This window comes from Thauera carbonicopians, from assembly GCF_025699485.1.
Taxonomy (GTDB): Bacteria; Pseudomonadota; Gammaproteobacteria; order Burkholderiales; family Rhodocyclaceae; genus Thauera.
Genome location: NZ_JANUXN010000001.1, coordinates 92,823 through 119,532, shown reverse-complemented (window position 1 = coordinate 119,532; position 26,710 = coordinate 92,823). Strand labels below are relative to the sequence as shown.

The following is a 26,710-nucleotide window of genomic DNA, read 5'->3' as shown; positions in this document are numbered from 1 at the left end:
GGCCTGCAGCCATGCACGGAATACCCCGCTTTCCGCCGCTCCCGACGCTCGAAGAACATACGGAGAACTGCATGAGCCTTGCCCCCGATTTCACCCTGCCCGCCACCGGCGGCCGCAAGGTCACGCTGTCCGAACTGCGCGGCCGCAAGCTGGTGATCTATTTCTATCCCAAGGACAACACCCCCGGCTGCACCAACGAAACCAAGGATTTCGGCGCCCTGCACGGCGAATTCGCCGCCGCCGGCTGCGAGGTGTTCGGCATCAGCCGCGACAGCATCAAGAGCCACGAGAACTTCAAGGCCAAGCTCGAGCTGCCCTTCGATCTCGTCTCCGATCCGGACGAAGTGGCCTGCGAAGCCTTCGCCGTGATGAAGCTGAAGAACATGTACGGCAAGCAGGTGCGCGGCATCGAGCGCAGCACTTTCGTGATCGACGCCGACGGCCGGATCGCCCGCGAATGGCGCGGCGTCAAGGTCCCCGGCCACGCCGCGGAAGTGCTTGCCGTCGTGCAGTCGCTCTGATCCCCACCGTCGACGCGCGCGATCGTCCCGCGCGCCTTTCCTTCACCTTCCGAGCCCCGATCATGCCCCCGACCGCCAAGAACAAGGCACCGAAAGCGCAGGCCAAGATCCCCAAAACCGCTGCGACCGCTTCCGCCAAGCGCGGCAAGACGGTGAAGAAAAGCGCCTGCAAGCACGACTGCAAGCTCTTCGTGCTGGACACCAACGTGCTGATGCACGACCCCACCAGCCTGTATCGCTTCGAGGAGCACGACCTCTACGTGCCGATCATGACGCTGGAGGAGCTGGACAACAACAAGAAGGGCACGACCGAAGTCGCGCGCAACACCCGCCAGGCCAGCCGCATGCTGGACGAGATCGTCAACACGTCTCCCGACGGCATCGACGAAGGCATCGCGCTCGACCTGCCGTCGCACGGGCTCGCCACCGGCCGGCTCTTCCTGCAGACCGAAGCGATCGATGCCGCGCTGCCCGCCGCGTTGCCCACTGCGCGCGGCGACAACCAGATCCTGGCCGTCGTCACCTACCTGGCCGAGCGCCATCCCGAGCGTGAAGTCATCCTGGTGTCGAAGGACATCAACATGCGCATCAAGGCCCGCGCGCTCGGGCTGGCGGCGCAGGATTACTTCAACGACAAGGTGCTCGAGGACACCGACCTGCTGTACTCCGGCACGCGCGAGCTACCGGCCGACTTCTGGGAGACCCACGGCCGCGGCATGGAATCGTGGAAGGAAGAAGGCCACACCTATTACCGCGTGGGCGGCCCGCTGGCACCCGACCTGCTGGTCAATGAGTTCGTCTACGAGACCAGTGGCGACAATCCGCTGCAGGCCTGGGTCAAGGAACGCGACGGCGGCAAGGTACTGCTCGAGACCGTGCTGGACTACGGCCACCAGAAGAACAACGTGTGGGGCATCACCGCGCGCAACCGCGAGCAGAACTTCGCGCTGAACCTGCTGATGAACCCGGACATCGACTTCGTCACCCTGCTCGGCCAGGCCGGCACCGGCAAGACCCTGCTGACGCTGGCCGCCGGCCTGACCCAGGTGCTGGAAAGCAAGCGCTACTCCGAGATCATCATGACCCGCGTGACGGTGTCGGTGGGCGAGGACATCGGCTTCCTGCCCGGCACCGAGGAAGAGAAGATGGCGCCGTGGATGGGCGCGCTCGAGGACAACCTCGACGTGCTCAACGGCACCGCCGGCGAAGGCGGCGACTGGGGCCGCGCCGCCACGCGCGACCTGATCCGCAGCCGGATCAAGATCAAGAGCCTGAACTTCATGCGCGGGCGCACCTTCCTGAACAAGTTCCTGATCATCGACGAGGCGCAGAACCTGACGCCCAAGCAGATGAAGACCCTGATCACCCGCGCCGGCCCCGGCACCAAGGTGATCTGCATGGGCAACATCGCCCAGATCGACACGCCCTACCTGACCGAAGGCTCGTCGGGCCTGACCTTCGTCGTCGATCGCTTCAAGGGCTGGGCGCATTCGGGCCACATCACGCTGCAGCGAGGCGAGCGCTCGCGCCTGGCCGACTACGCTGCCGACGTGCTGTAAGTTTTCGCCGGCACGCTTTTCGTCCCCACTCTCCGCGCGCAAACCGCTGCCGACGGGCGGCCGCTTGCGCGCGGACAAGCCATTGTTCCGGCGGCCCCCTATAATCGGCGCATCCGACCGACGACAGAACCGTCATGACCGCCATCGCCGCCGACCTGCTGGTGGGAGCCAGCACGGACTTCCTGCGCCGCTTCTCGCCCTTCGACCGCATGGAAGCCGAGGCCCTCGCCTTCCTCGCCGAGCGCGCCGCGCTTGCCTTCCACCCACGCGGCAGTGAGATCCTGACGCCCGAGATGGGCGTGCCGCGCCATTTCCACATCATCCAGCGCGGCAAGATCCAGGCGCGCCAGGTGGCCTCTTCCGCCCTGAGCGAATACGCCAGCCTGCCGCTCGGCCCGGGCGAATGCTTCCCGATCGGCGCGATTTCCGCCCAGCGTCCGTCGACCAACGCCTATGTGGCGGTCGAGGACAGCTTCTGCTTCCAGATCGATGCGGACGACTTCCTGCAGTTGATGGAAATGAGCCCGGCCTTCCATCTGTTCTGCACGCAGTACATCGCCAGCCTGCTGAACCAGTCGCGCGAGCAATTGCAGGCTGCCTTCGCCCAGCGCGCGGCCGAGCAGCAGACGATGACGACCACGCTGGGCCAGCTCGTCAAGCGCGAGCCCGTCTGCTTCTCTCCCGACACGCCGGCACGCGAAGTGCTCGAACAGATGGACGCACAGCACGTCGGCTGCGCCGTGATGACCGACCAGGAGCGCCACCCCGTCGGCATCCTGACGCAGAGCGATCTGCTGCCGCGCGTGATCCTCGCCACCTTCGATCTCGGCAACCCGGTCGGCGAACTGATGACGGCCAACCCCCACCAGCTCGCCACCACCGCTTCGGCCTACGATGCCGCGCTGGCGATGGCCACGCACGGCGTGCGCCACATCCTGGTGGTGGACGCCGAAGGCCGGCTCAAGGGCGTCGTCTCCGAGCGCGACCTGTTCTCGCTGCAGCGCATCGGCCTGCGGCAGATTCGCGCGGGCATCGACAACGCTGCGGACGTCGAATCGCTGCAGCGCGCCAGCAAGGACATCCGCCAGCTCGCCCTCAACCTCATCGCCCAGGGCATCGCTGCGGAGCAGCTCACCCAGTTCATCTCGACGCTCAACGATGCGCTGACGCGCCGCATCATCCAGCTCGCGCTCGAAAACCACGACCTGACCGGCATCAACTTCGGCTGGATGGCTTTCGGTTCCGAGGGTCGGCACGAACAGACGCTATCCACCGACCAGGACAACGGCATCATCTGGCAGTGCGCCGAGTGGGAAAACCCGGTATCGATCCGCAGCAGGCTGATCGCCTTCGCCAAGGAGGTCAATGCCAGCCTCGCCCTCTGCGGCTTCCCGCTGTGCACGGGCAACATCATGGCGAGCAACCCCGAGCTGTGCCTGACGCTGGACGAATGGAAGTCGCGCTTCGGCGCCTGGATCCGCGAACCCGACCCCGAAGCCCTGCTCAACGCCTCGATCTTCTTCGACTTCCGCGTGCTGTACGGCAACGAACGCCTCGGCGACCAGCTCCGCAGTTGGCTCAACAAGACGGTGCGCGGCAACGCCGCCTTCCTGCGCATGATGGCGGCCAATGCGCTGTCGGTGACGCCGCCGCTCGGCCGCCTGCGCGACTTCGTGGTCGAGGAGAACGGCCGCATCGACCTGAAGAAATCGGGCGCGCGGCTGTTCGTCGATGTCGCCCGCATCATCGCCCTGCGCATCGGCATCGATTCCAGCAGCACCGCCCAGCGCCTGCGCCAGGCCAGCGGCAAGATGGGCGTGTCCGCCGACGAAGTGTCGGCCATCATCGACGGCTTCCACTTCATCCAGCTGCTGCGCCTGCGCTCCCAGCACCTCGAAACCGAGCATGGCGCGCCGGACGACAACCAGGTCGATCCCGACACCCTCAACGAACTCGATCGCCGCATCCTGAAGGAAGCTTTCCGCCAGGCCCGCAAGCTGCAGATCCGGATCAAGCTCGACTACCAGCTATGAGCAAATGGCTGAGCCGCTTTCTCACCCCGTCGCAGACCGAGGCGCCGCTCTCGGACGAGGGCGCCCTGGCCCTGCAGCGCTGGACCGAACTGGCCCCGGCCGACGCCGGCACGGCGCATTTCGAGACCCGCTACGTGGTGCTCAACACCGAGGCCACCGGCCTGGACCTCGACAAGGACCGGCTGATCGCCGTCGCCGCACTGGCCGTGGATGGCGGCCTGCTCGCCCCGCGCGACAGCTACTACGGCAACCTGGCCCCCAACCCCGCCTCCACCCTCGCCGAACTGCTCGGCGTGGCCGGCAAGGCGCCGCTGGTCGTGTTCAACGCCGCGCTCAACCGCAGCATGCTCGAACACGCCTTCGACGAACATCTGGGCATCGAACCCGACGACTTGTGGATCGATCTCTATTTCCTGCTGCCCGCGCTGTTTCCCGAACGCATCGAGCGCCCGGCGAAGCTCGCCGCCTGGATGGAGAGCTTCGGCATCGAGACTTTCCAGCGCCACCACGCGCTGGGCGACGCCTGGGCCATCGCCCAGCTGCTCCTCGTCGCGCAGGCCCGGGCTGCCGAGCAGGGGATGCATACGCCACGCGCATTCGCAGACCTCGAACGCAGCCAGCGGCAGTATCGCAACCGGCTGTAAACAGGAACTGTCCGGCAATTGCACGAGCTGTCCGCAACCCTGCCCGGCGCGCATGCCAGCCGCTTGTTTACAAGCCTGTTACATTTGCGTATATTCCGCCGAATGCAAATTCGCCCACTCCTCCTCGTGCTGACGCTCGCCCTCTCGGGAATCCAGGCCACGCACGCGGACGAACCCAGGCAGCAGGTGGCGATGAGCGTGGCGAGCAGCGAATCCCCGGGCAACGGCGACGCGGGCAGCGACTACGTTTCGGCTGCCGAACAGCTCGTCGATCAGGCGCTTACCTATCTCGGCGTACGCTACCGCTTCGGCGGCACCTCGCCTGAAACCGGCCTCGACTGCAGCGGCCTGGTGCTGAACGTCTTCCGCAACGCCATCGGCTTCGATCTGCCGCGCACTGCCGCCGAGATGTCCCGGCTGGGCGACAAGATCGGCCGCCAGGAACTGAAACCGGGCGACCTCGTCTTCTTCAACACGATGCGCCGCGCCTTCTCCCACGTCGGCATCTACCTGGGCGACGGCAAGTTCGTGCACGCGCCATCCAGCGGCGGCAAGGTACGCGTCGAGGCGCTTTCGAGCAGCTACTGGTCCAAGCGCTTCAACGGCGCCCGCCGCCTGATCGACGAAGACAGCAGCGCCACCGCCGACAGCTTCGCCGCCATCCGCTGATCCGTCACCTGCGTCGACGATCCATCGTTAGCTGTCCATCAAGAACGTGAAAGGCGCTGGATTGCCGCAAACAAGCGGCAATCCAGCGCCTTCGTCGTCTGCGGCGACCGGCTACGGACCCGGCGCCGTTCCCGCGGCAGCTCTCAGTGCTTCTGCCGACACTTCTTTGCCACGGTACACGTCGAACACTTCTCCGCCATGCGCTGGCCCAGCGCCTGCTGCAGCGCGCAGGTCGAGCGTCTGCAGCATACGAACATCACGCCTTCGCGGTTGGCCGCCTCGCGGAAGCGCTGCATGACGTTGTGGCCGATGAAATCGGTGAACAGGATCACCATGCCGATTCCCGCAGGCAGGGAGCTGCTGCGGCGCTGGTGGGTGGTGTCCCGGCCGCTGACGTGGCCGGCGATGCGAATGCCGAAGTTCGACAGAATGTCGGGAATGTTGCCAAGCCGATCTGCGCCAACGAGGAGTGCGTCCATGTCCGTATCCGATAGTTGCGAATGATTATCACTATTAAGACATGAAATGAGCGCCTTTGCAACTGCGAACTCTTCTCGTTTAATATCCGGACTCAACGACAGCCACGGAAGACCTCCAACATGATGAAGAAAGCCACCGTCATCGCCCTGCTCTCCACGTTCGCCATTGCGGCGCCGAGCGCGTACGCGGCTGACACCGAACTGAACATCTACTCCGCCCGCCACTACCAGACCGACGAAGCCCTGTACGGCAACTTCACCAAGCAGACCGGCATCAAGGTCAACCGCATCGAAGCCAAGGAAGACGAACTGCTGGAACGCATCCGCAACGAAGGCGCCAACAGCCCGGCGGACATCTTCATCACCGTGGACATCTCGCGCCTGGCCAACGCCGACAAGATGGGCATCTTCACGCCGGTGAAGTCGACGGTGCTGGAAGAACGGATTCCGGCCAATCTGCGCACCGAGCGTTGGTTCTCGTTCTCGCAGCGCGCGCGCATCATCGTCTACAACCCCGAGCTGGTTCAGGCCGAACAGGCCCAGACCTACGAGCAGCTCGCCGACCCGGCGCTGAAAGGCAAGGTGTGCACCCGCTCGGGCAGCCACCCCTACAACCTGTCGCTGGGCGCCGCGCTGATCAAGCACAACGGCGAAGAAGCCACCGCCAAGTGGGCGAGCGGCGTGGTCGACAACTTCGCGCGCGCACCCAAGGGCGGCGACACCGACCAGATCAAGGCCGTCGCGGCCGGTGAATGCGGCGTCACCATCGCCAACAGCTACTACCTTGCCCGCCTGATGAATTCGCCGCGCCCGGCGGATCAGGAAGTGGTCGCCAAGGTCAAGGCGGTGTGGCCGAACCAGCAGAGCTGGGGTACCCACGTCAACGTTTCCGGCGCCGGCATGCTGAAGAGCGCGCCGAACAAGGAAGCCGCGGTCAAGTTCCTCGAATACCTGGCCTCCGACGAAGCCCAGGCCTATTTCGCCAACGGCAACAACGAATGGCCGGTGGTGCCTTCGGTCAAGGTCGAAAACGCCGCGCTCGACAAGCTGGGCGAATTCAAGGCGGATTCGATCCAGATCGGTGAACTGGCCGACACCGTCGCCGAAGCGCAGAAGATCTACGACCGCGCCGGCTACCGCTGACAGCCGGAGCCGGCGGACGAGCCCCGTCCGTCTTCGGGGCATTCCCGGCTGACGGGCTTCGCGTCGTTGTGGGACGCGAAGCCCGTTTCTTGTTCATCGTCTGCCCTGCCCGCCGTCAAGTGCATGCCCTGCCAGCACCGCACGGTTGCGGCCCGTGCGCTTGGCCTCATAGAGCGCCTCATCGGCACGCGTGAAGATTTCGTCGAAGCCTTCATCTTCCGGATCGAGCATGGCCATGCCAATGCTCACGGAAAAGCACAAGGGCTTGCCATCCACGATGGCCGGGTTCGACGCGATCAGTTCGCGCAGACGCCTGGCCGCGCGCAGCGCGCCCGCATCGCCCTCGATACAGGGCAGCAGGACGCCGAACTCCTCGCCGCCCAGACGGGCGAACACGTCGGCCTCGCGCAGATGGAGAGAAACCAGTGCGGAAAAGTGCCGCAACACCTCATCGCCAGCCGCATGCCCGTGCGTATCGTTGATGCGCTTGAAGTGATCGAGGTCGAGCAGCAACAGGCAGGCCTGCGAGCCATGGCGGCGTACCCGGCCCAGTTCGCCATTGACCATCTCGGCGAAATTCCGCCGGTTCCACAGCCCGGTCAGCGGATCGCTGGTCGCCAGCAGCAGCAGGCTCTCCTCCATCGCCTTGCGCGAACTGATGTCCTGATGCAGGCCGACGGCCCGCAGGGGCTTGCCTTTGTCGTCGCGCTCCAGCACGCGTCCGGAATCCTGCACCCACACCCAGCGGCCGTCGGCGTGGCGGAGACGGTATTCAGCGGCGTAGGACTCGGTTTCTCCCCGCAGATGAGGTTCCAGCGCGGACTGGATGCCGCTCCAGTCGTCCGGATGCACGAGCACCTCCCATGACGACACGTCCGGCACAAGCTCCTCGGGCCGCCGCCCCAGCATGGATGCCCACAAGCGGCTGAAGCTCATCCTGCCGGACGGAATGTCCCAGTCCCACACCCCCAGTGAAGCGCTCTCCAGCGCCATCAGCAGGGCACGCTCGTCCATCAGCGCCATGTGCGGCTCCCTATGGCAGACAACACCTGGAGCGCCAGGATCGAGCGAATCGGCGCGAGTTCGAGCGCTTCAGCGGCCGTGCGGAGCGGAGCGGGGGCATGAATGGGCTTTGTTGCTATCTGCATGTTTTCGCATCGTCGGAAAATGACAGGCGCGCCGCGCCGGCAAAGCGCCGCGCCGGCAGAACAGCTTGCCCGTGCGATTATCCTCGATGCGAACTGGCCGGGAAAGGCGACGGCATCACGTTCCTGCCCGTCTTTGTCGTCTTTGCAACCAGCGCGGACGGCTCCGCATGAAGATCGGACTGCTCAATCCTTCCGCCTGCTGGTCTTCAGTATCTGACGCGACAGCACGATCATCGGCAGCAGGCCGACGGCGACGATGGTCAGCGCCGCGGTCGATGCCTCGGTCAGGCGCTCGTCGGCTGCCAGCGTATGCGCCTGCGTCGCCAGGGTGTCGAAGTTGAACGGCCGGATCACCAGCGTGGCCGGCAGCTCCTTCATCACATCGACGAACACCAGCAGCGCCGCCGACAGCAGGCTGCCACGCAGGATCGGCACATGGACCCGGCGCAGCGTCGCCCACTTGCCGAAGCCCAGGCTGCGCGCCGCGTCGTCCATGCTCGGCGTGATCTTGCCCAGGCTGGATTCGACCGCATGCAGCGCCACCGCCAGGAAGCGGGCGAGATAGGCATAGACCAGCGCAGCAATGCCGCCGGTCAGGATCAGGCCCGGATTGACGTCGAACGCTGCCTGCCAGGCCTGCGCCAGCCAGGCGTCGAGCCGCGTCACCGGAATCAGCACGCCAACCGCGATCACCGAGCCCGGCACCGCGTAGCCGAGGCCGACGATGCGGTTCAGCGCCGCCGGCAGCGACGAACGGGCAAGCCGCGCCGCATAGGCCAGCACCACCGCCAGCACCACCGCCAGCACTGCCGTCACCGCCGCCAGCACGAAGCTGTTGCGCGCCAGTTGCAGGAAGCGCGGGCCGAACTGGGCGTCGCCCTCGACGAAAGCCATCTGCAGCAGCAGCCCGGCCGGCAGCAGGAAACCCAGCAGCAGCGGCATGAAGCAGGCGAAGCTCGCCAGCAGCCCCCAGCCCGGCGACAGCCGCTTGCGTGCCGGCGCACCCTGCTGGCGCGAGGTGTTGTTGAAGCGCGCCCGCCCGCGGCTGGCGAACTCCAGGCTCAGCACGATGACGACGAAGGCCAGCAGCGCGGCGGCGAGCTGGGCCGCGGCGACGCGGTCGCCGAGCGAGAACCAGGCGCGGTAGATGCCGGTGGTGAAGGTCTGCACGCCGAAGTACGACACGGTGCCGAAGTCGGCCAGGGTTTCCATCAGCGCCAGCGCGGTGCCGGCCACCACCGCCGGCCGCGCCAGCGGCAGCGACACGCGCAGGAAGCAGGCCCAGGGCCCGAGTCCCAGCGAACGCCCCGCCTCCAGCATGCCGCCGGCGCGCTCGAGGAAGGCCGCACGAACCAGGATGTAGGCGTAGGGATAGAGCACGAACATGAACATCGTCACTGCGCCGCCGACCGTGCGCACGTCCGGAAACCAGTAGTCGCCCGCGCGCCAGCCGAACAGTTCGCGCAGCCCGGTCTGCACCGGCCCGACGAACTGCAGGAAGTCGGTATACACGTAGGCCATCACGTAGGCCGGCACCGCCATCGGCAGGATCAGCGCCCATTCGTAGAAACGCCGCCCGGGGAAATCCAGCATCGTCGTCAGCCAGGCGGTAGTCACGCCGATCGACGCCACGCCCAGGCCGACGCCGACGCACATCACCACGGTGTTGAAGACGAATTCGCCCAATACCGTTTCGCTGAGATGCGTCCAGGTCTCGCTGGTCCCCCCGCTGAAGACGTTGGAGAACACCGACAGCACAGGCGCGGCGATCAAGGCCGCGATGATCACCGCGGCCACGGTCAAAGATGACCAGCGCAGGCCGGTGGCGGCCTGCCCTCCCTTGTTGTTCATTCTGGTTCCGTCGTTGTCGGGCTCCGGCTGCCGCCGTCTGGCCCCTTGCAGAAGAGGAGAATTATAATTGATCGCATTTGTTACGCGTTGCAATGCAATAATCCTCCCTCTCCACAGCCCGACGATCCGACATGGCCCATCTCCAGCTCACCGACATCGACCTCGCTTTCGGCTCTCACCGGATCGTCCAGCAGCTGTCCTTCAGCCTGGAAAAAGGCCGTATCGGCTGCCTGCTGGGGCCTTCCGGCTGCGGCAAGACCACCGTGCTTCGCTGCATCGCCGGTTTCGAGCGCGTGGCGGCGGGCGAGATCCGGCTCGATGGCCGGGTGGTCAGCACCGCCGGCGAGCATCTCGCCCCCGAACAGCGGCGCATCGGCATGGTGTTCCAGGACTACGCGCTGTTTCCCCACCTGACGGTGGCGGACAACATCGCCTTCGGCCTGCGCAAGGAGAACGCCGAAGGGCGCAAGGCGCGCGTCGCCGAACTGCTGAAACTGGTCGGTCTCAGCGACCAGGGCCGCAAGTATCCGCACGAAATGTCCGGCGGCCAGCAGCAGCGCGTCGCGCTCGCCCGCGCGCTGGCACCCCGCCCCAGCCTGCTGCTGCTCGACGAACCGTTCTCGAACCTCGACGTCGAGCTGCGCGAGCGCCTGTCGCACGAAGTGCGCGACATCATCAAGGCTACCGGCACCACCGCCATCCTGGTGACACACGACCAGCACGAAGCCTTCGCCGTGGCCGACGAGATCGGCATCATGCACGAAGGCCGCATCCAGCAGTGGGACACGCCCTACAACCTCTACCACGAGCCGGCCAACCGCTTCGTCGCCGACTTCATCGGCCAGGGCGTGTTCGTCGACGGACAGATGCTGGACGAACGCCGCGTCCGCATCGAGCTCGGCGTGCTCGACAGCCATGTCCCGCTGTCCTGCGGCGACCGCAAGGCGTGCAGGGCCGACGAGGCGGTCGACGTGCTGCTGCGCCCGGACGACGTGGTCCACGACGACGCCAGCCCGCTGAAGGCCGAAGTCCTGCACAAGGCCTTCCGTGGCGCCGACATCCTCTACACCCTGCGCCTGGCGAGCGGCGCCCGGGTGCTGTCGCTGGTGCCGAGCCACCACAACCACGCGATCGGCGAGCATATCGGCATCCGCCTGGACGCCGACCACGTCATCACCTTCCAGGACTCGCCGGCGGCCGGCGCAACGGCCTGAGCGCGGCATGATTCCCTGGCTGGACGGCCCGCCCGGATTTCCGCCGGTCGAGCATGCGCTCCGCGAACCGAACGGCCTGCTCGCCGCCGGCGGCGGCCTGAACCCGGAATGGCTGCTCGCCGCCTACCGGAAAGGCATCTTCCCCTGGTTCAACCCCGGCGAACCCATCCTGTGGTGGAGTCCCGACCCGCGCCTGGTGCTCGCCCCGGAACGGATCCACATCAGCCATTCCCTGCGCAAGATCCTGCGCCGGCGCCATTTCGAGGTCCGCTTCGACACCCGCTTCAGCGCCGTCATCGACGCCTGTGCCGCAGCGCGCACACCTGGCCTCGGCACCTGGATCACGCCGGAAATCCGCGCCGCCTACTGTGCCATGCATGAACTCGGCCACGCCCACAGCGTCGAAACCTGGCGCAACGGCCGTCTGGTGGGCGGCCTGTACGGCATGGCGCTGGGGCGGGTCTTCTTCGGCGAGTCGATGTTCTCGCTCGAGTCGAACGCCTCGAAGGTCGCGCTCGCCCACCTGGCCCGCTTCCTGCACATGCGAGGCTATGTCATGATCGACTGCCAGATGACGACGACGCACCTGCTGTCGATGGGCGCAAGCGAGATTCCGCGCCGGCAGTTTGGCGACATTCTCGCCCGGCACGCATCGGCCGGCGCGGCGGCAGCCAGATGGCCGGCAGACGCCGCGCGCTACATCGACTGGGGCTAGATACACGGCCGGGAGCGAAGATGCAGAAAGACTACCCCTACGCCCTGATACAGTTCTACGCCACCGCGCCCTACGCCTGTTCCTACCTGGCGGGCCGCAATGCACGTTCGCAGGTCGCCACCCCCGGCCACCTGATCGATACCCAGGTGTATGGCGAGCTGGTGCGGCGCGGCTTTCGCCGCAGCGGCGTGTTCACCTACCGGCCGCATTGCGACACCTGCCACGCCTGCGTGCCGGTGCGCATCCCGGTGCAGGACTTCCGCCCCGACCGCAGCCAGCGGCGCGCCTGGACGCGCCACGCCGGGCTGCGGGCCGTGGAACGGCCGCTGGCCTTCGTCGAGGAGCACTACCGCCTGTACCAGCGCTACCAGGCCACCCGCCACGCCGGCGGCGGCATGGACCTCGACAACCGCGAGCAATACACCCACTTCCTGCTGCAGACCCACGTCGATACGCGACTGGTGGAATTCCACGACGGCGACACCCTGTGCATGGTCAGCATCATCGACCGCCTGGAAGACGGCCTGTCCAGCGTCTACACCTTCTACGAACCGGAGCTGGCCAAGGGCTCGCTCGGCACCTACGGCATCCTCTGGCAGATCGAAGCCTGCCGCCGCATGGGCCTGCCCTACGTTTATCTCGGCTACTGGATCGGCGAAAGCCCGAAGATGGCCTACAAGGCACGCTTCCACCCGCTGCAGGCGCTGCAGGCCGGACAGTGGGTGGCAATGGAGACCGTGGCCGGCCACGGCAACCCGCCTTCACGGCCGCAGACTCCCGACGCGGATGCCGGCCCCTCGTCGCACACACCTCCCGGCACGCCCGGCGCCATCGCCTGACACGCAGCGAATCGCTACAATCCGCCGATGCTCTACGACATCGCCCGCCCCCTGCTGTTCTCGCTCGACGCCGAGACCGCCCACGAATTCACCATCCATGCCCTGAACCTCGCCGGCCGCGTACTGCCCGCCGGCCAGCCCGAGCCGGCCGAGCCGGTCGAAGTCATGGGTCTGCGCTTCCCGAACCGCATCGGCCTTGCAGCCGGCCTCGACAAGAACGGCGAAGCCATCGACGGCCTCGCCCGCATGGGCTTCGGCTTCATCGAGATCGGTACCATCACGCCCCGTCCGCAGCCCGGCAACCCCCGTCCGCGCATGTTCCGCCTGCCCGAAGTGCAAGGCGTCATCAACCGCATGGGCTTCAACAACCACGGCGTGGACGTGCTGATCGCCCACGTCAAGGCGGCCAGGTTCCGCGGCATCCTCGGCATCAACATCGGCAAGAACTTCGACACCCCGATCGAGAACGCCGCCGACGACTACCTCGCCTGCCTCGACAAGGTCTATGCGCTGGCCAGCTACGTCACCGTCAACATTTCCTCGCCCAACACCAAGAACCTGCGCCAGTTGCAGGGCGAGTCCGAACTCGACGACCTGCTCGGCCGACTCAAGGCCGCCCAGACCCGGCTGGCCGACACCCATGGCCGCTACGTACCGCTGACGCTGAAGATCGCCCCCGACCTGGACGAAGCCCAGGTCATCAACATCGCCGACGCGCTGCGCCGCCACCGCATCGACGGCGTCATCGCCACCAACACCACCATCGCCCGCGACAAGGTGCAGGGCATCCGCTACGGCGAGCAGCAGGGCGGGCTGTCCGGCGCACCGGTGTTCGAGGCCTCGACCGCCGTCGTCCGCCAGCTCGCCGCGGCGCTTGCCGGCGAACTGCCGATCATCGCCGCCGGCGGCGTGCTCAACGGCAGCAACGCGCTCGCCAAGCTCGAAGCCGGCGCGGCCCTGGTACAGGTCTATAGCGGCCTGGTCTATCGCGGCCCGGCGCTGGTGCGCGAATGCGTGCATGCCACGCGCAACTGGAAAGCGCCCGCGGCCTGAACCAGGCCTTTGCAGCCGGCTCAGAAGCTCGAGCCCGGCTGCTTCAGGAACTCGATTTCCTCGGTGCTGGACTGCCGCCCCAGGATGGCATTGCGATGCGGATAGCGTCCGAAGCGGTCGATGATGGCCTTGTGGCGCAGTTCATAATCATGACTGTCCTGCGACGCCCAACGCCTGAACAAGGGTTCGGCCTCGACATGGATCAGTTCCGACTCGCTGTGCATGTAAGGCATCAGCAGAAAGGCACGTTCGGCAGGCCCGAGCGCGTCCAGCGCACCGCCCGCGACCGCTTCCTGCGCCAGCACCAGGGCCATGCCGTCCTGCGCGAAGGCACGCGGCGTGCCGCGATGGATGTTGCGTGAGAATTGGTCGAGCACGATGATCTCGGCCAGGCGGCCGCGGGCACTGCCGCGCCAGGCATGGCATTCGCCCTGCGCAGCGCTTTGCAGCACAGCCGCGTAACGTTCGCGCAGCAGGGCATCGAAGGCCGGATCGACTTCCCACCATTGGGCTGGCTGGATGTCCTCGAACCAGAATCGCAGGATTTCTTCGTGCATGCTTGTCTCCTCGTTTCAACCTGCGTGGCGAGAAAGCCTGGCCACGACATTCCTTGCTGCCAGCCGCCCTGCCTATTCGACACTCGGCTGCAGCGGCGGCCCATCCGCAGTCTCTTCGTCATCGGCCGGCTGGCCTGCAGCCAGGCAGGCCGCCAGCGCGGTGGCGATGCCATCGGCCATGCGGGCGATGCGCGCGGAATCGCGCAGCAGCAGTTCCTCGTCGCGGTTCTTGATCACGCCGGCCTCGAACAGTACTGCGGGCATCGTCGCATGCCGTAGCACCGCCAGGCCATCGTAATAATGCACGGCGTGCACGGGGTCCGCGTAGGCGCGGCGGCGGCCGTTCTTGTGGGTGGGCTCGAAGCCCATGTGCTGCAGGCGTGCGCCGATGATGCGGGCGCACAGGATGCTGCGCGCGGTATCCGGGTTGTCGCGCGAGACGAACAGCGAATGTCCGGCGAAATCGTCGTTGTAGTCCAGCGCCCGCCCCTGCCACTGCCAGGGCTGCAGTTCGAAGGCATTGACCGAGTCGTGGTGGATCGACAGCAGGAAGGCAGCTCCCTCGGCCGCCTGCGGCCTGGCCTTCAGGCTGGGAATGAGGCCGTCCTCGTTGATCAGGCGCGCGGACCAGCCCCGCGCCTGCAGCGCCGCCGTCACCTCGCGTGCCAAGTCGAGGTTGAATTCGAACTCGCTGCGTCCACGCGCGCTCGTCGCCCCCGGTGCCGCCAGGGTATGGCCTACATCCACCACGATCTCGCCGTGGGGCAGCGCAATCGCCGGCAAGACCGGCAGCGCGAGCATGGCCATGCAGACGCGATGCGCTGCGGATGCCATCCCGTTCATTTCCATCCACGCTCTCCAGCCCGGTCGGCGGGCGCATTTCGGCTGCCCGGTCAATCTTGATTCAAATCATGGTGGGGGAGCAGCGGGCTCCCTACCATGCGCTCACCATCGGCTCAGCCGTGGGAATGTAATCCCCCTTACCACTGACACCAATCCAATCCTGAAAACGAGACCAATGATGAGGAGTGCGCGATGAGCGGCATTTTCACAAAATCGATGGCGCGGAACATCTTCTATGGGGGGACGGTTTTCTTCTTCCTCCTGTTCCTGGCGCTGACCTTCGACACCGAGCGCGAGCTGCCATCGCGCGACAACTCTCACAACATCACCCCGGCAGTCGCCGCCGGCAAGCATATCTGGGAAACACGAAACTGTATCGGATGCCACTCCCTGCTGGGCGAAGGTGCCTATTTCGCGCCTGAACTCGGCAACGTCTATGTCCGCCGTGGTCCGGAGTTCATCAAGGCCTGGATGCAGGCAATGCCGACGATGGCGCCCGGCCGTCGTCAGATGCCCAATTTCAATCTGACCGACGAGGAGCTGGATGAACTCGTCGAGTTCCTGAAATACACCTCCGAGATCAACACCGCCAACTGGCCGCCGAACATCGAAGGCTGAGCCACAGAACCGCTGACGCAATAGGGGATCATCCATGCAATACAAATCACAAGCGGTCGCCATGCCCTACTTCATCGCGGCGATCGGTCTATTCGTGGGGCAAATCATCTTCGGCCTGATCATGGGCATGCAGTACGTCGTCGGCGATTTCCTGTTCCCGGAAATCCCGTTCAACGTCGCCCGCATGGTCCATACCAACCTGCTGATCGTGTGGCTGCTGTTCGGCTTCATGGGTGCGGCCTACTACATGATTCCGGAAGAAGCGGAAACCGAGCTCTACAGCCCGAAGCTGGCGCTGGCGATGTTCTGGATCTTCCTCGTCGCCGGGGCGGCCACCATCCTCGGCTATCTGCTGGTGCCCTACGCCACGCTGGCCGAGATGACGGGCAACGACATCCTGGCCACGATGGGGCGCGAGTTCCTCGAACAGCCCTTGGTGACGAAGATCGGCATCGTCATCGTCGCCCTCGCCTTCCTGTTCAACATCACCATGACCTCGCTCAAGGGCCGCAAGACCGCCATCAGCATGGTGCTGCTGCTCGGCCTGTGGGGTCTGGCGATCTTCTTCCTGTTCTCCTTCTACAACCCGGTGAACCTCGTCCGTGACAAGTTCTACTGGTGGTGGGTGGTGCACCTTTGGGTGGAAGGCGTGTGGGAACTGATCCTCGGCGCGCTGCTGGCCTTCGTGCTGATCAAGGTCACCGGGGTCGACCGCGAAGTCATCGAGAAGTGGCTGTACGTGATCATCACGCTGGCCCTGGTCACCGGCATCATCGGTACCGGCCACCACTACTACTGGATCGGTGCGCCGGAATACTGGCAGTGGTGGGGTTCCATCTTCTCCGCGCTGGAGCCGCTGCCCTTCTTCGCCATGACCGTCTTCGCCTTCAACATGGTCAACCGCCGCCGCCGCGAGCACCCGAACCGCGCTGCCGTGCTGTGGGCCCTGGGCACCGGCGTGATGGCCTTCCTCGGCGCAGGCGTGTGGGGCTTCCTGCACACCCTGGCTCCGGTCAACTACTACACGCACGGTTCGCAGATCACCGCCGCCCACGGCCACATGGCCTTCTACGGTGCCTACGTGATGGTCGTGCTCACCATCATCAGCTACGCGATGCCGATCCTGCGCGGCCGTGCCGCCAACTCGAACAAGTCGCAGGTGCTGGAGATGTGGGCCTTCTGGCTGATGACGATCGCGATGGTCTTCATCACCCTGTTCCTGACCGCCGCCGGCATCCTGCAAGTCTGGCTGCAGCGCGTGTCCGACACCCCGATGTCCTTCATGGCCGCCCAGGACCAGGTCACCCTGTTCTACTGGATGCGTGAATGGGCGGGCGTGATGTTCTTCATCGGCCTGCTGGTGTACGTGATCAGCTTCTTCGTCAAGGGGGAAACCCCGCCGGCAAAGGCATGACGATGACCGGTGTCTCTCCGCAGTAACTCCTGGGCGACCAGGGGAAGGGGTTGGGGCGGCTTTGGCCGCCCCTTTTTTCGTCCACGGCCCGTGGTCCGGCGCTCCGCCAGCGGCAGGTCACTTGCCTGTCGCGCCACAGCCTGTACGATCCCTGCTTCCCGACAAATCCATCACTGGAGCCCGCACATGCAGACCTACGGTTATGCCGCCTACAGCAAGGACACTCCCCTGGCGCCTTACAGGTTCGAGCGCCGCGCGCTGCGGCCGAACGACGTCGCAATGGAAATCCTCTACTGTGGCGTGTGCCATTCCGATCTGCACACCACGCGCAACGACTGGGGCAAGAGCTATTACCCGATCGTGCCCGGGCACGAGATCGTCGGCCGCGTCACCCGGGTCGGCGCCGAAGTCACCCGCTACAAGGCCGGCGACCACGTCGCCGTCGGCTGCCTGGTCGACAGCTGCATGGAATGCGACCTGTGCCAACGGGGCGAGGAACAGCTCTGCCGTAAAGGTTGCACCGGCACCTATGGCGGACACGACCGCATCACCCGGGAGCCGACGCAGGGCGGCTATTCCAAGCATCTGGTGGTGCGCGAGGAATTCTGCCTGCGCGTGCCCGAAGGGCTGGATCTGGCCCGGGCGGCGCCCTTGCTGTGCGCCGGCATCACCACCTGGTCGCCGCTGCGCACCTGGCAGGTCGGCCCCGGCAGCCGGGTGGCCGTGATCGGCCTGGGCGGCCTCGGCCACATGGCGGTCAAGCTGGCGGTCGGGCTCGGCGCAGACGTCACGGTGCTGAGCCGCAGCAAGGACAAGGAAGCCGACGCGCTGGCATTGGGCGCGCACCGCCTGCTGGTGTCGGCGGATACCGCAGCGATGCGCGCGGCCTCCAGCAGCTTCGACCTGATCATCGACACCGTGCCGGTCCAGCACAGCCTCAAGCCCTATCTGCCGCTGCTGGAAGTGGACGGCACGCTGGTGCTGGTCGGCCAGATCGGCCCGCTCGACGAACTGAGCACGGTGCCGCTGCTGTTCGGCCGCCGCCGCATCGCCGGCTCGCCGATCGGCGGCATCCGCGAAACCCAGGAACTGCTCGATTTCTGCGCCGAGAGGAACATCCTGCCCGACTGCGAGATGATCCGCATGGAGCAGATCAACGAGGCGTTCGAGCGCATGGAGAAAGCCGACGTGCGCTACCGCTTCGTGATCGACATGGCCACGCTGGCCACCGGCGACTGAGGCTCAGACCGCCCGCCTCTGTGCGGGCCACCTGGCGCCGGCAGCCGCATTGCTCTGCCCCGCCGGGGGGCCGGGGTTACAGCCTGGAACCCCTGTCACGTCCAGCCCGCGGAGCAGGCCGCAGAGCGACGGCGAAGCGCAGCAGTGGCCGTCTGCCTCAGGCCGTCACTTCGAGGCCGCCATCCCCCGAGGTGGAGCATCCGGCTCGACGGCAGCTTCTTGCTTCGCGGACCAGACGCTATCGGCATGGCCTTCCCGCATCCGCTTGCGGGTGTGATGTGCCAGCAGCAGGAACACCGGCACGGCTGCCAGGGCGGTGGCATCGACGGCAAAGCCCGTACCGGGATGGTTCCAGGTACCGCCGACTCCCCAGATGCCCGCCAGGCTGCCGAGCGGAATCAGCAAAGTCGCCAGTGCCGCCAGCCGCAGCAGCTCGTCGGCGCTGCGGGCAGCCCCCCGTACGAAAGCCCAGGCCACGGCGGCGAGGAAAACTGCGTAATAGATGCCCTCATGCCATGCAGCGAGATCATCAACCTGCCCTGGCAGCCATTTGGTCGCAGCCAGCGTCGCCGAAATACCGATCACGCAGCCAAGGGACACGCCGACGGTCAGGCAGCCCAGCACCCGGGCCGAACGCTTTTGCCCGGGAACGACGCCGTCGCGCTGCTTCCTGCGGCGTGATTCGATCCACAGCAGGTTTCCGGTGTAGAACAGCATGGCACCGGCCAGCCCCATCGCCACGTAGAGCCAGCGCATCGCATTGCCGCCGTAGCTGCCGAAATGCAGCATGAAGAAGGTATTGACGGTCGCGTCCCATGGCTCCATGTGCCCGGGCAGATCATGCGGGTCCACTTCGCCGGTATAGGGATTCAGGTGCGTGCTCGCATAGGTTCGCCCACGGGTGCCGTAGCGGATGTCCAGGCCGGTGACGCTCGCCTCCAGTTGGCCATGGTCCTCCCGGAAGATGAAGCTGTAGACCTCGAAGCCCGGCAGTTGCGCCTCGACTCTGCGCAGCAGTTCGTCCGCCGGCAGCGGGTATTCGTGGGGGCCGGGCAAGGGCGCAGGCGCGTGCTGCCCCCAGGGCAGGCCATGGGGATACACCACTTTCTCCTGCACCGCATAAAAAGGCGTATGGAAGGCGAACACCACGCTGGTCAGCGCCATGACGAGGTGGAAGGGCAGGCTGACGATACCCAGCGCATTATGGACGTCCATCCACATGCGCTTGATGTTCTTGCCCAGGCGCAGGGCGAAGAAATCCTTGACCAGCGTCGGCAGCACGATGATCAGCCCGGAGACGAGCGCCACGGCATACAGCAATGCCACCGCGCCCATGATCGGGCGCGCCACCGCATCGGCAAACGGCAAACCGACCAGTTGATGGAGCGTGTCGACCAGTTGCGCCACCTGCGCCCTGGCCAGCTTCTCGACCTGCAGGCTGCCGTCGGCAGCGAAGCTCGCTCCATACTCGGTAAAGTCCCGACGGGTCTTGCCAGGTTCGCGCCATACCACTCTTGCAGGCATTTCGGCAGTCGGCTGGACAACGACGGCATGGAACTTCGCCGCCTGCGGATGCCTGGCGAGGACGGCCTCCCGCAATTCGTCCGCGCGCTCGATCGGTGGCGGCGGCGCCAGCGCCGACGGCGGTGTCGCCCAGCGTTCGAGCGGCTTCTCGAACATCGTGATGGCGCCGGCGTAGAAGGCGATGAACAGCATCAGCCCGCTGACGATGCCGACCCAGATGTGCACGTCCTTGTATACCTTGATGACGTCGTTGCGGATTTTCATTGCTCAACCCATGCCCAGCCGCAGCGCGCCCAGCAGGCCGAAAGCAGCCAGATTTGCCGCGCCCAGCCACAGCCATGCACGCAGGCTGTCGCGAAACAGGAATACGAAGGACAGCACACCTGCCCAGATCGGCGCGATCAGCCACATGTTGAATTGCGTCTTGCCGCCTCCGCCCTCGATGCCTCCCGGGCCGAGCCAGGCAAACAGGCCGGAAAGCGCCACCGCCAGGCCGAAACCGAGCAGCACGCCGGCACAGCTCTTGCCGAACCAGTGGCGGCTCTCGAGCCGCCGCACATTCCCCGTCGCCGCCTTCCCGCTCACGACGACCTCCGCTGCCGTGCCCGCCATGCAGCGACGAACGGAGCCGCCGTCCATACCAGCATCGCCAGCACCATCCAGCTCGCCACCGCGGCCATCGCCCCCATCATCGACAGCAGCAGCGCCAGGGACAGCAGCAGGCAACCGCTGCCGAGCCAGGCAAGGCCACGGGGAGAGGGTCGGCGTGCCAGCCACAATTGCTGCGGCGATGCCAGATAGAGCAGCCATGCACCCGCCACACCGGACAGCGCCGAAAGCAGGACCATCCACGCATTCATCGTACTGATCTCATTCGAAAGATACGGCCGCAGCGGGAATCATCACTGCCGCCCCCGCCTGCGTCACTGCCCACAAGGTATGCCATGACGCGGTCCGCCCCGGCGGGCGGACCTGCCGCCACGGACTCACCAACTGAAGGTCGCGGTCGCGTTGACGGTGCGACCGGTCCCGTAGAAGCATGAAGAAACGCCGCCGCAGGTGGAAACGTAGCGCTTGTCCGTCAGATTGCCGACATTGAGCGCAAGCTGGACGGGCGTGCTGCTGTCGCGGCCGATGATGTAGCGGATTGCCGCATCATAGAGCGTGAAGGACGGAATCTCGTAGAGATTGGCACTGTCGCCGTAGCTTCTGCCGTTGTAGCGCACCCCGGCCGCCAGGCTCAGGCCAGCCAGGTCTCCGCCGAGGAAAGTGTAGTCGGCCCACAGCGACACGGTTTTCTCCGGCACGCGTGCAAGCTCCTTGCCCTTCAGGCCCGCCGTGCTGCGGGTGATCTCCGAATCCATCCATGACACCGCGCCAATCACGCTCAATCCCTTCTGCAGCGTGATCCGGCCTTCGACCTCCACGCCCGTCACCCGGCTCTCGCCATCCTGGACCTGGCACTGGCTGGTTCCGTTCGAACCGCATGTGTTATGGGCAGGATCGGGGTCGTTGACCAGGATGTCCTGCTGGCGCAGGTCGTAGATGGACACGGTGACGAGACCATCATGGTTCGCCGGCTGGTACTTGATGCCGAATTCCCATTGCTTGCCCGTCACCGGATCGAAGGGTTTGTCGGTGAAGCTCATGCTGGTATTGCTGCCGGCCGGCTGGAACGACTCGGCATAGCTGAGATAAGGCGACAGGCCCAGATCGGAAACATAGAGGATTCCGGCATTGCGGGTGAAGGCTTCGTTCTTCACCCTGCTCGGGCTGCGGGCGCCGTAGACACCGGAAATGGCAGAATAGGACTGTGAGTAGGTGTCATCCTCGGTCCAGTCGTAGCGGCCACCCAAGGTCAGCCGCCACTTGTCGATGGCCATCTGATCCTGCAGATAGACCCCGGTCTGCTCGTTCTTGCCGCCGCTGTAGTTGATACTGGTGGTGGTCGGCCTGAAGCCGCCGTACACCGGGTTGAAGATATCGATGGGCGGAGGGCTGATCATCGCGCCGCGCGCACCGGTCCAATCCGCCTTCTGCCAATCCAGCCCGGCGAGCAAGGTGTGTGCAACCGCGCCGGTGGCAAATTTGCCGGTCAGGCGCGTATCCACGGTATAACCCCTGGAATCGCCCTCACCCCATACTGCGCGGCGGTTCTGGGTGCGGCCATCGGCATTCAATGCGCCGCTGGTGACCACCGTACGGAACAGGGACTCCACGTCCGTCACGCGCGCACTCTGGCTGAACTTCCAGTTGTCGTCGAATGCGTGCTCGAAGACATAGCCGGCAGTCCAGATCGTACGATCATAGGTATTCCAGTGCGGCTCGCCGATGAAGGTGGTGTTCTTCATCCGCCCGAACGGCGTCGCGACGAGCGTTCCGTCCATTGGCAGAAACTGGTAGGTCGAACCGCCGTCGTCGCGCTGGTACAGGCCCAGCAGCGTCAGCTTCGTCGCGTCGGAGATCTGCAAGCTGTAGCTCGGCGCGATGAAGTAATGCTCTTCCGGCGTGTGCTTGATCTGGGTATCGCCCTTGCGGTACAGCCCGACCAGACGGAACAGATGGCGGTCGTCCTCGCTGCCGCCGCCGACATCGAAGGCAGTGTTGAACTGGCCATGGCCGTTGATGCCGAGCCGCAGGAGCCGCTCACGGTCGGCCGACGGCATCTTGCTCACCTGGTTGACCATGCCTCCCGGTGCCACCTGGCCATACATCACCGCCGACGGCCCCTTGAGGACTTCGACGCGCTCCAGGTTCCAGCTATCGACCATCGTCCGGTTCCACTGGCTGCCCTGCGGCGCCCGCATGCCGTCGACGGTCACGTTGTTGCTCCAGCTGCCGGCATCGAAGCCGCGGATGCTGAAATCATCGACGCGATTGTCGATGCCGGAGCTTTCGAGCGCGACCCCGGCGACGTAGCGCATCGCGTCGTTGAGGTTCTGCACTCCGCGCGCGTCGAGTTCGTCACGCACGATCACCGATACCGACTGTGCCGTTTCGGCAACCGGCGTATCGGTCTTGGTTGCACCCGACGTCGTTTCCGCCGTTCGGTAGGCATCGACGGTAACCGCCTTCAACACCGTGGGTGCCAGCCCGTCGTCTGCGGACGCCTGCCGGCTTTCCTGTGCGGCTGCCAGTGCGGGCATGGCCGACAGGATGGCCAGGCATACGGTTTTCCTCTTCAAACTTGCGATGCGGGCCTTCATGGTTTCCTCATGAGAACAGGCGATGAATTTTAATGAAAACGGTTCTCATTGTACTAATAAAAACGAGAATCAAATAAATAGTCTTGAAACCGCAGCAAGCCTGCTCCTGCCCTGCACGAATTCCGGCACAGGGCCATCACCCATTAGAATCCCGTTTTTCCCGACCCGAACACCGGAAGCCGCCGTGTCACGCACCCAGCCCCTCGCCCCGCCCCGCCCGCAACGCATCGCCATCAACGGCTACGGCCGCATCGGTCGCTGCTACCTGCGTGCGCTGCACGAGGCCGGGCTGGCGCAGCAGTTCCGGGTGGTGGCGATCAACGAGCCGGCGGACCTGGCGAGCATCGCCTACCTGACCCGTTTCGATTCCACCCACGGCCGCTTTCCCGGCCGGGTCGAGACGCGCGACGGCCGGTTGCTGATCGACGGCCAGGCCATCGCGGTCTCGCATGCGAGCACGCCCGAAGCGGTCGACTGGACGGCCGGGGGTATCGACCTGGTGGTCGAATGCTCCGGGCAATACGGCAGCCGCGCCGAGCTCGAACGCTTCCTGCATGCGGGCTGCCCGCGCCTGCTGCTGTCGCAGCCGGGCAACAGCGCCGAGGACGTCGACGCCACCATCGTGCACGGCATCAACGACGACAGCCTGCGCGCCGATGCCCGGCTGGTATCGAACGCGTCATGCACCACCAATGCCGCAGTGCCGGTGCTGGCCCTGCTGCATCGCGAACTCGGCCTCGAGAACGTGCTGCTGACCACGCTGCATTCGGCAATGAACGACCAGCCGCTGATCGACGGCTACCACCACGCCGACCTGCGCCGCACGCGCTCGGCGATGCAGTCGATCATCCCGGTGTCGACCGGCCTGGCGCGCGGCGTCGAGCGCCTGCTGCCCGAGCTCGCCGGCAAGGTGCAGGCCAAGGCCATTCGCGTGCCGACGCACAACGTCTCGGCCATCGACATGGTGCTGCAGCTCGCCGGCGATACCGACGCAACGCAGATCAACCATCTGCTGCGCGCCGCCGCCGAAGGCGCGTGGCGCGGACTGCTGGCATGGTCGGACGACCCCCACGCCTCGATCGACTTCAACCACGACCCGCATTCGGCGATCGTCGACGGCGGCCAGACCCGCATGATCGGACCGCGGCTCGTCAACCTGGTGGTATGGTTCGACAACGAATGGGGCTTTGCCAACCGCATGGCGGACGTGACGCGGTATTGGCTGGGCAGTGCGGCCGAATTCCGTGCGGAAAAGCTCAGTTAACCACGATCAAGTTAATTCCATGCCCCGCTGCCTAGACTTCGATGCATGGAACAGGACACTTTACCCGCCATTGCAACACCCCCGGACGACACCGGCCCCCGGCTCGCGGGCGACCTGGCGATCTGGTTCTTCATCCTCGCCGAACTGCTGGCCTTCGGCGTGTTCTTCGCCGCCTACGCCTTCACCCGTGCCAACAACATCGAACTGTTCGACGCCGAACAGGCGGCACTGAACCGCAACGCCGGCGCGCTCAACACCGTGCTGCTGCTCACCGCCAGCTATTTCGTCGTGCGCGCGGTGCAGGCCGCCGAGCACAGCCTGTCGCAGCCCTGCGCGCGCTGGCTGCTGGCCGCGATCGCCTGCGGCGCCGGTTTCCTGGTGGTCAAGATGTTCGAATACGCGGCGGCCTTCGAGCACAACATCAGCCTGTCGAGCAGCCCCTTCCACATGTTCTACCTGTCGCTGACCTTCTTCCACTTCATGCACGTGATCCTCGGCATGGTGATCCTGGTCGCGATGTGGAACGGCGCACGCCAGGGCCGCTATCGGCCGGGCGAGATGAACGGCATCGAGACCGGCGCCGCCTACTGGCACATGGTCGATCTGGTGTGGCTGATCCTGTTCCCGCTGGTCTATGTCATCCACTGAGGAGGAGAAGATGAGCTCCGACGTACATGGCACGCCGCGACGCGCCACCCTGCTGTGGGCGACGCTGATCGTCGCCACGCTGCTGACCTGGGGCATGGGCGCGCTGGGCGCCACCGGCAAGGGCGCGATCGCCGCGCTGGCCGCGATCTCGTTCTGGAAGGGCGCGGTCATCATCCTCGACTTCATGGCCCTGAGACATGCACCGGCGCTGTGGCGCATGCTGACGCTGGGCTGGATGATCCTCGTCTGGGTGGTCATCGCCATCGCATACATCAAAGGAATGCCGCAATGAACATGGACAACCGCGCCGAGACGCAACAGCTCGACATCCCCTACTACCAAGCTGCCGGCGACGAAGTCGCAGTGTTCGAGCACGCCTGGAAGAACCGCCTGCCGCTGCTGATCAAGGGCCCCACCGGCTGCGGCAAGACCCGCTTCGTCGCCCACATGGCCGCCCGCCTGGGGCTGCCGCTGCACACCGTGGCCTGCCACGACGACCTCACCGCCGCCGATCTCGTCGGCCGCCACCTGATCGGCGACGGCAAGACGGTATGGTGCGACGGCCCGCTGACCCGCGCGGTGCGCGAAGGCGGCATCTGCTACCTGGACGAAGTGGTCGAGGCGCGCAAGGACACCACGGTGGTGCTGCACCCACTGGCCGACGACCGCCGCATCCTGCCGATCGACCGCACCGGCGAACTGCTCGAAGCGCCGCCCAGCTTCATGCTGGTGGTGTCCTACAACCCCGGCTACCAGAACCTGCTGAAAGGCATGAAACCCTCGACCCGCCAGCGCTTCGTCAGCCTGCGCTTCGACTTCCCGCGCGCCGAGCAGGAAGAAGCGATCCTGATCGGCGAGACCGCCTGCCCGCCCGATCTCGCCCGCCGCCTGGTGGCGATCGCCGGCGCGCTGCGCGCACTGAAGGACCGCGACCTCGAGGAAGCCGCCAGCACCCGGCTGCTGATCTATGCCGCACTACTGATCAAGGACGGCATGGACCCGGTCGCCGCCTGCCGCGTCGGCATCATCGAAAGCCTGACCGACGACCGCGAAGTCGCCGAGGCACTGATGGAAGTCGTGTCGGCCACTTTCGGCCGCTGACCCGAACGGCCATGTCGACCGAACGCCCCGACCCGCTCCGCCACGCCGTCCCCGGCCCGCACCTCGCCATCGCGGCGGAGGCACTGTTCCTGATCAACCTGATGCTGGCGCCGGGCCTGGCCTTCCTGGCGCTGATGTTCCTGTGGATCAAGCACCGGAACCATCCCGACCCGCTGGTACGCAACCACCTGCGCCAGACCGGCTGGACCTGCATCTGGGGCGGCACCCTGCTGGTGAGCCTGAGCGTCGCCATCTTCGTCCTCGGCGGCTTCGACAACCCGTGGTCGTGGGTGATCGGTGTGCTCTACTTCACCTTCGTCCATTCCGGGCTGATCCTGCTCGGCGTGCTCGGCCTGTCGCGTGCGGTCAATGGCCGGCCCTGGCGCTATCCGATCTTCGGGCCGCGCGAAAAGGATCTGGAGCGCTGA

The 26,710-nt window shown here is 65.8% G+C and carries 27 protein-coding genes; 18 read left to right on the top strand and 9 right to left on the bottom strand.

All coding sequences use genetic code 11. From position 1 onward, the window contains the following. The first annotated feature begins 71 nt into the window (after positions 1 to 71). From NX068_RS00590 to NX068_RS00570, 5 genes are all read left to right on the top strand, one after another. The gene (locus tag NX068_RS00590; protein ID WP_263459348.1) at positions 72 to 521 is read left to right on the top strand and encodes a peroxiredoxin; all 450 of its coding nucleotides are present in this window, start codon (positions 72 to 74) and stop codon (positions 519 to 521) included. A gap of 62 nt (positions 522 to 583) precedes the next feature. Continuing rightward, positions 584 to 2,080, top strand: a complete 1,497-nt coding sequence (locus tag NX068_RS00585) for a PhoH family protein (RefSeq protein WP_263459347.1) — start codon at positions 584 to 586, stop codon at positions 2,078 to 2,080. 134 nt (positions 2,081 to 2,214) lie between these two features. After that, positions 2,215 to 4,113, top strand: a complete 1,899-nt coding sequence (locus NX068_RS00580; protein WP_263459346.1) for a DUF294 nucleotidyltransferase-like domain-containing protein — start codon at positions 2,215 to 2,217, stop codon at positions 4,111 to 4,113. After that, positions 4,110 to 4,757, top strand: a complete 648-nt coding sequence (locus NX068_RS00575; RefSeq protein ID WP_263459345.1) for a 3'-5' exonuclease — start codon at positions 4,110 to 4,112, stop codon at positions 4,755 to 4,757. Before NX068_RS00580 ends, NX068_RS00575 begins: the two co-directional genes overlap by 4 nt. Positions 4,758 to 4,859: 102 nt before the next feature. Then, positions 4,860 to 5,426 (top strand): C40 family peptidase, encoded by a 567-nt coding sequence (locus NX068_RS00570; protein ID WP_263459344.1) that lies wholly within the window; start codon positions 4,860 to 4,862, stop codon positions 5,424 to 5,426. Between the two features lie 143 nt (positions 5,427 to 5,569). Here the strand turns inward: NX068_RS00570 and NX068_RS00565 are convergent, their stop codons facing one another. Then, positions 5,570 to 5,905, bottom strand: coding sequence for a DUF2325 domain-containing protein (locus NX068_RS00565; RefSeq protein ID WP_068635153.1), 336 nt, complete (start codon positions 5,903 to 5,905; stop codon positions 5,570 to 5,572). A 123-nt stretch (positions 5,906 to 6,028) separates the two neighbouring features. Between NX068_RS00565 and NX068_RS00560 the strand changes: the two genes are divergently transcribed. Further along, on the top strand, positions 6,029 to 7,048 hold the full coding sequence (locus NX068_RS00560) for a Fe(3+) ABC transporter substrate-binding protein (protein ID WP_263459719.1): 1,020 nt from the start codon (positions 6,029 to 6,031) through the stop codon (positions 7,046 to 7,048). 93 nt (positions 7,049 to 7,141) lie between these two features. Here NX068_RS00560 and NX068_RS00555 read toward each other — a convergent pair whose 3' ends face one another. Together NX068_RS00555 and NX068_RS00550 are read right to left on the bottom strand one after the other, a co-directional pair. After that, complete coding sequence (locus tag NX068_RS00555; RefSeq protein WP_263459343.1) at positions 7,142 to 8,071, bottom strand: GGDEF domain-containing protein; 930 nt, start codon at positions 8,069 to 8,071, stop codon at positions 7,142 to 7,144. Positions 8,072 to 8,379: 308 nt separating this feature from the next. After that, complete coding sequence (locus NX068_RS00550; protein ID WP_263459342.1) at positions 8,380 to 10,047, bottom strand: ABC transporter permease; 1,668 nt, start codon at positions 10,045 to 10,047, stop codon at positions 8,380 to 8,382. A 131-nt stretch (positions 10,048 to 10,178) separates the two neighbouring features. On the opposite strand from NX068_RS00550, the gene NX068_RS00545 reads away from it, so the two are divergent. Genes NX068_RS00545 through NX068_RS00530 form a run of 4 tightly spaced genes read left to right on the top strand, consistent with a single transcriptional unit; the run spans position 10,179 to position 13,868 of the window. Beyond that, positions 10,179 to 11,261 (top strand): ABC transporter ATP-binding protein, encoded by a 1,083-nt coding sequence (locus NX068_RS00545; RefSeq protein ID WP_263459341.1) that lies wholly within the window; start codon positions 10,179 to 10,181, stop codon positions 11,259 to 11,261. A 7-nt stretch (positions 11,262 to 11,268) separates the two neighbouring features. After that, positions 11,269 to 11,976, top strand: coding sequence for a leucyl/phenylalanyl-tRNA--protein transferase (aat, locus tag NX068_RS00540; protein ID WP_263459340.1), 708 nt, complete (start codon positions 11,269 to 11,271; stop codon positions 11,974 to 11,976). A gap of 20 nt (positions 11,977 to 11,996) precedes the next feature. Then, positions 11,997 to 12,815 carry an arginyltransferase gene (locus NX068_RS00535; protein WP_263459339.1) on the top strand — a complete coding sequence of 273 codons (819 nt, stop codon included), beginning with the start codon at positions 11,997 to 11,999 and terminating at the stop codon, positions 12,813 to 12,815. A 27-nt stretch (positions 12,816 to 12,842) separates the two neighbouring features. Next, positions 12,843 to 13,868, top strand: a complete 1,026-nt coding sequence (locus NX068_RS00530) for a quinone-dependent dihydroorotate dehydrogenase (protein ID WP_263459338.1) — start codon at positions 12,843 to 12,845, stop codon at positions 13,866 to 13,868. Positions 13,869 to 13,888: 20 nt separating this feature from the next. Here the strand turns inward: NX068_RS00530 and NX068_RS00525 are convergent, their stop codons facing one another. Then, complete coding sequence (locus NX068_RS00525) at positions 13,889 to 14,425, bottom strand: DUF924 family protein (RefSeq protein WP_263459337.1); 537 nt, start codon at positions 14,423 to 14,425, stop codon at positions 13,889 to 13,891. A gap of 72 nt (positions 14,426 to 14,497) precedes the next feature. Continuing rightward, complete coding sequence (locus NX068_RS00520) at positions 14,498 to 15,268, bottom strand: N-acetylmuramoyl-L-alanine amidase family protein (RefSeq protein WP_442806672.1); 771 nt, start codon at positions 15,266 to 15,268, stop codon at positions 14,498 to 14,500. Between the two features lie 192 nt (positions 15,269 to 15,460). Between NX068_RS00520 and NX068_RS00515 the strand changes: the two genes are divergently transcribed. From NX068_RS00515 to NX068_RS00505, 3 genes are all read left to right on the top strand, one after another. Further along, positions 15,461 to 15,886 carry a c-type cytochrome gene (locus NX068_RS00515; RefSeq protein WP_263459335.1) on the top strand — a complete coding sequence of 142 codons (426 nt, stop codon included), beginning with the start codon at positions 15,461 to 15,463 and terminating at the stop codon, positions 15,884 to 15,886. Between the two features lie 34 nt (positions 15,887 to 15,920). Continuing rightward, positions 15,921 to 17,300 (top strand): cbb3-type cytochrome c oxidase subunit I, encoded by a 1,380-nt coding sequence (locus NX068_RS00510; protein ID WP_263459334.1) that lies wholly within the window; start codon positions 15,921 to 15,923, stop codon positions 17,298 to 17,300. Between the two features lie 186 nt (positions 17,301 to 17,486). Then, the gene (locus tag NX068_RS00505) at positions 17,487 to 18,539 is read left to right on the top strand and encodes an NAD(P)-dependent alcohol dehydrogenase (RefSeq protein WP_263459333.1); all 1,053 of its coding nucleotides are present in this window, start codon (positions 17,487 to 17,489) and stop codon (positions 18,537 to 18,539) included. Positions 18,540 to 18,704: 165 nt separating this feature from the next. Here the strand turns inward: NX068_RS00505 and NX068_RS00500 are convergent, their stop codons facing one another. The 4 genes from NX068_RS00500 to NX068_RS00485 all read right to left on the bottom strand — a co-directional run bounded on the left by NX068_RS00500 (position 18,705) and on the right by NX068_RS00485 (position 23,269). Then, positions 18,705 to 20,327 carry a PepSY-associated TM helix domain-containing protein gene (locus tag NX068_RS00500; RefSeq protein ID WP_263459332.1) on the bottom strand — a complete coding sequence of 541 codons (1,623 nt, stop codon included), beginning with the start codon at positions 20,325 to 20,327 and terminating at the stop codon, positions 18,705 to 18,707. Positions 20,328 to 20,330: 3 nt separating this feature from the next. Next, positions 20,331 to 20,648, bottom strand: coding sequence for a hypothetical protein (locus NX068_RS00495; RefSeq protein ID WP_263459331.1), 318 nt, complete (start codon positions 20,646 to 20,648; stop codon positions 20,331 to 20,333). After that, the gene (locus NX068_RS00490) at positions 20,645 to 20,911 is read right to left on the bottom strand and encodes a hypothetical protein (RefSeq protein ID WP_263459330.1); all 267 of its coding nucleotides are present in this window, start codon (positions 20,909 to 20,911) and stop codon (positions 20,645 to 20,647) included. Before NX068_RS00490 ends, NX068_RS00495 begins: the two co-directional genes overlap by 4 nt. Positions 20,912 to 21,049: 138 nt before the next feature. Then, on the bottom strand, positions 21,050 to 23,269 hold the full coding sequence (locus tag NX068_RS00485) for a TonB-dependent siderophore receptor (protein ID WP_263459329.1): 2,220 nt from the start codon (positions 23,267 to 23,269) through the stop codon (positions 21,050 to 21,052). A 184-nt stretch (positions 23,270 to 23,453) separates the two neighbouring features. Here NX068_RS00485 and NX068_RS00480 point away from each other — a divergent pair, with 184 nt between their 5' ends. From NX068_RS00480 to NX068_RS00460, 5 genes are read left to right on the top strand one after another with little or no spacing between them, the layout of a single operon-like run. Further along, positions 23,454 to 24,533 (top strand): type I glyceraldehyde-3-phosphate dehydrogenase, encoded by a 1,080-nt coding sequence (locus tag NX068_RS00480; protein ID WP_263459328.1) that lies wholly within the window; start codon positions 23,454 to 23,456, stop codon positions 24,531 to 24,533. A 45-nt stretch (positions 24,534 to 24,578) separates the two neighbouring features. After that, positions 24,579 to 25,181, top strand: coding sequence for a cytochrome c oxidase subunit 3 family protein (locus tag NX068_RS00475; RefSeq protein ID WP_263459327.1), 603 nt, complete (start codon positions 24,579 to 24,581; stop codon positions 25,179 to 25,181). Between the two features lie 10 nt (positions 25,182 to 25,191). Further along, positions 25,192 to 25,473 carry a cytochrome C oxidase subunit IV family protein gene (locus NX068_RS00470; protein ID WP_263459326.1) on the top strand — a complete coding sequence of 94 codons (282 nt, stop codon included), beginning with the start codon at positions 25,192 to 25,194 and terminating at the stop codon, positions 25,471 to 25,473. After that, positions 25,470 to 26,282 carry a CbbQ/NirQ/NorQ/GpvN family protein gene (locus NX068_RS00465; protein ID WP_442806666.1) on the top strand — a complete coding sequence of 271 codons (813 nt, stop codon included), beginning with the start codon at positions 25,470 to 25,472 and terminating at the stop codon, positions 26,280 to 26,282. The genes NX068_RS00470 and NX068_RS00465 overlap by 4 nt, the downstream gene beginning before the upstream one ends. 11 nt (positions 26,283 to 26,293) lie before the next feature. Next, on the top strand, positions 26,294 to 26,710 hold the full coding sequence (locus NX068_RS00460; RefSeq protein WP_263459325.1) for a magnetosome magnetite crystal formation protein family: 417 nt from the start codon (positions 26,294 to 26,296) through the stop codon (positions 26,708 to 26,710).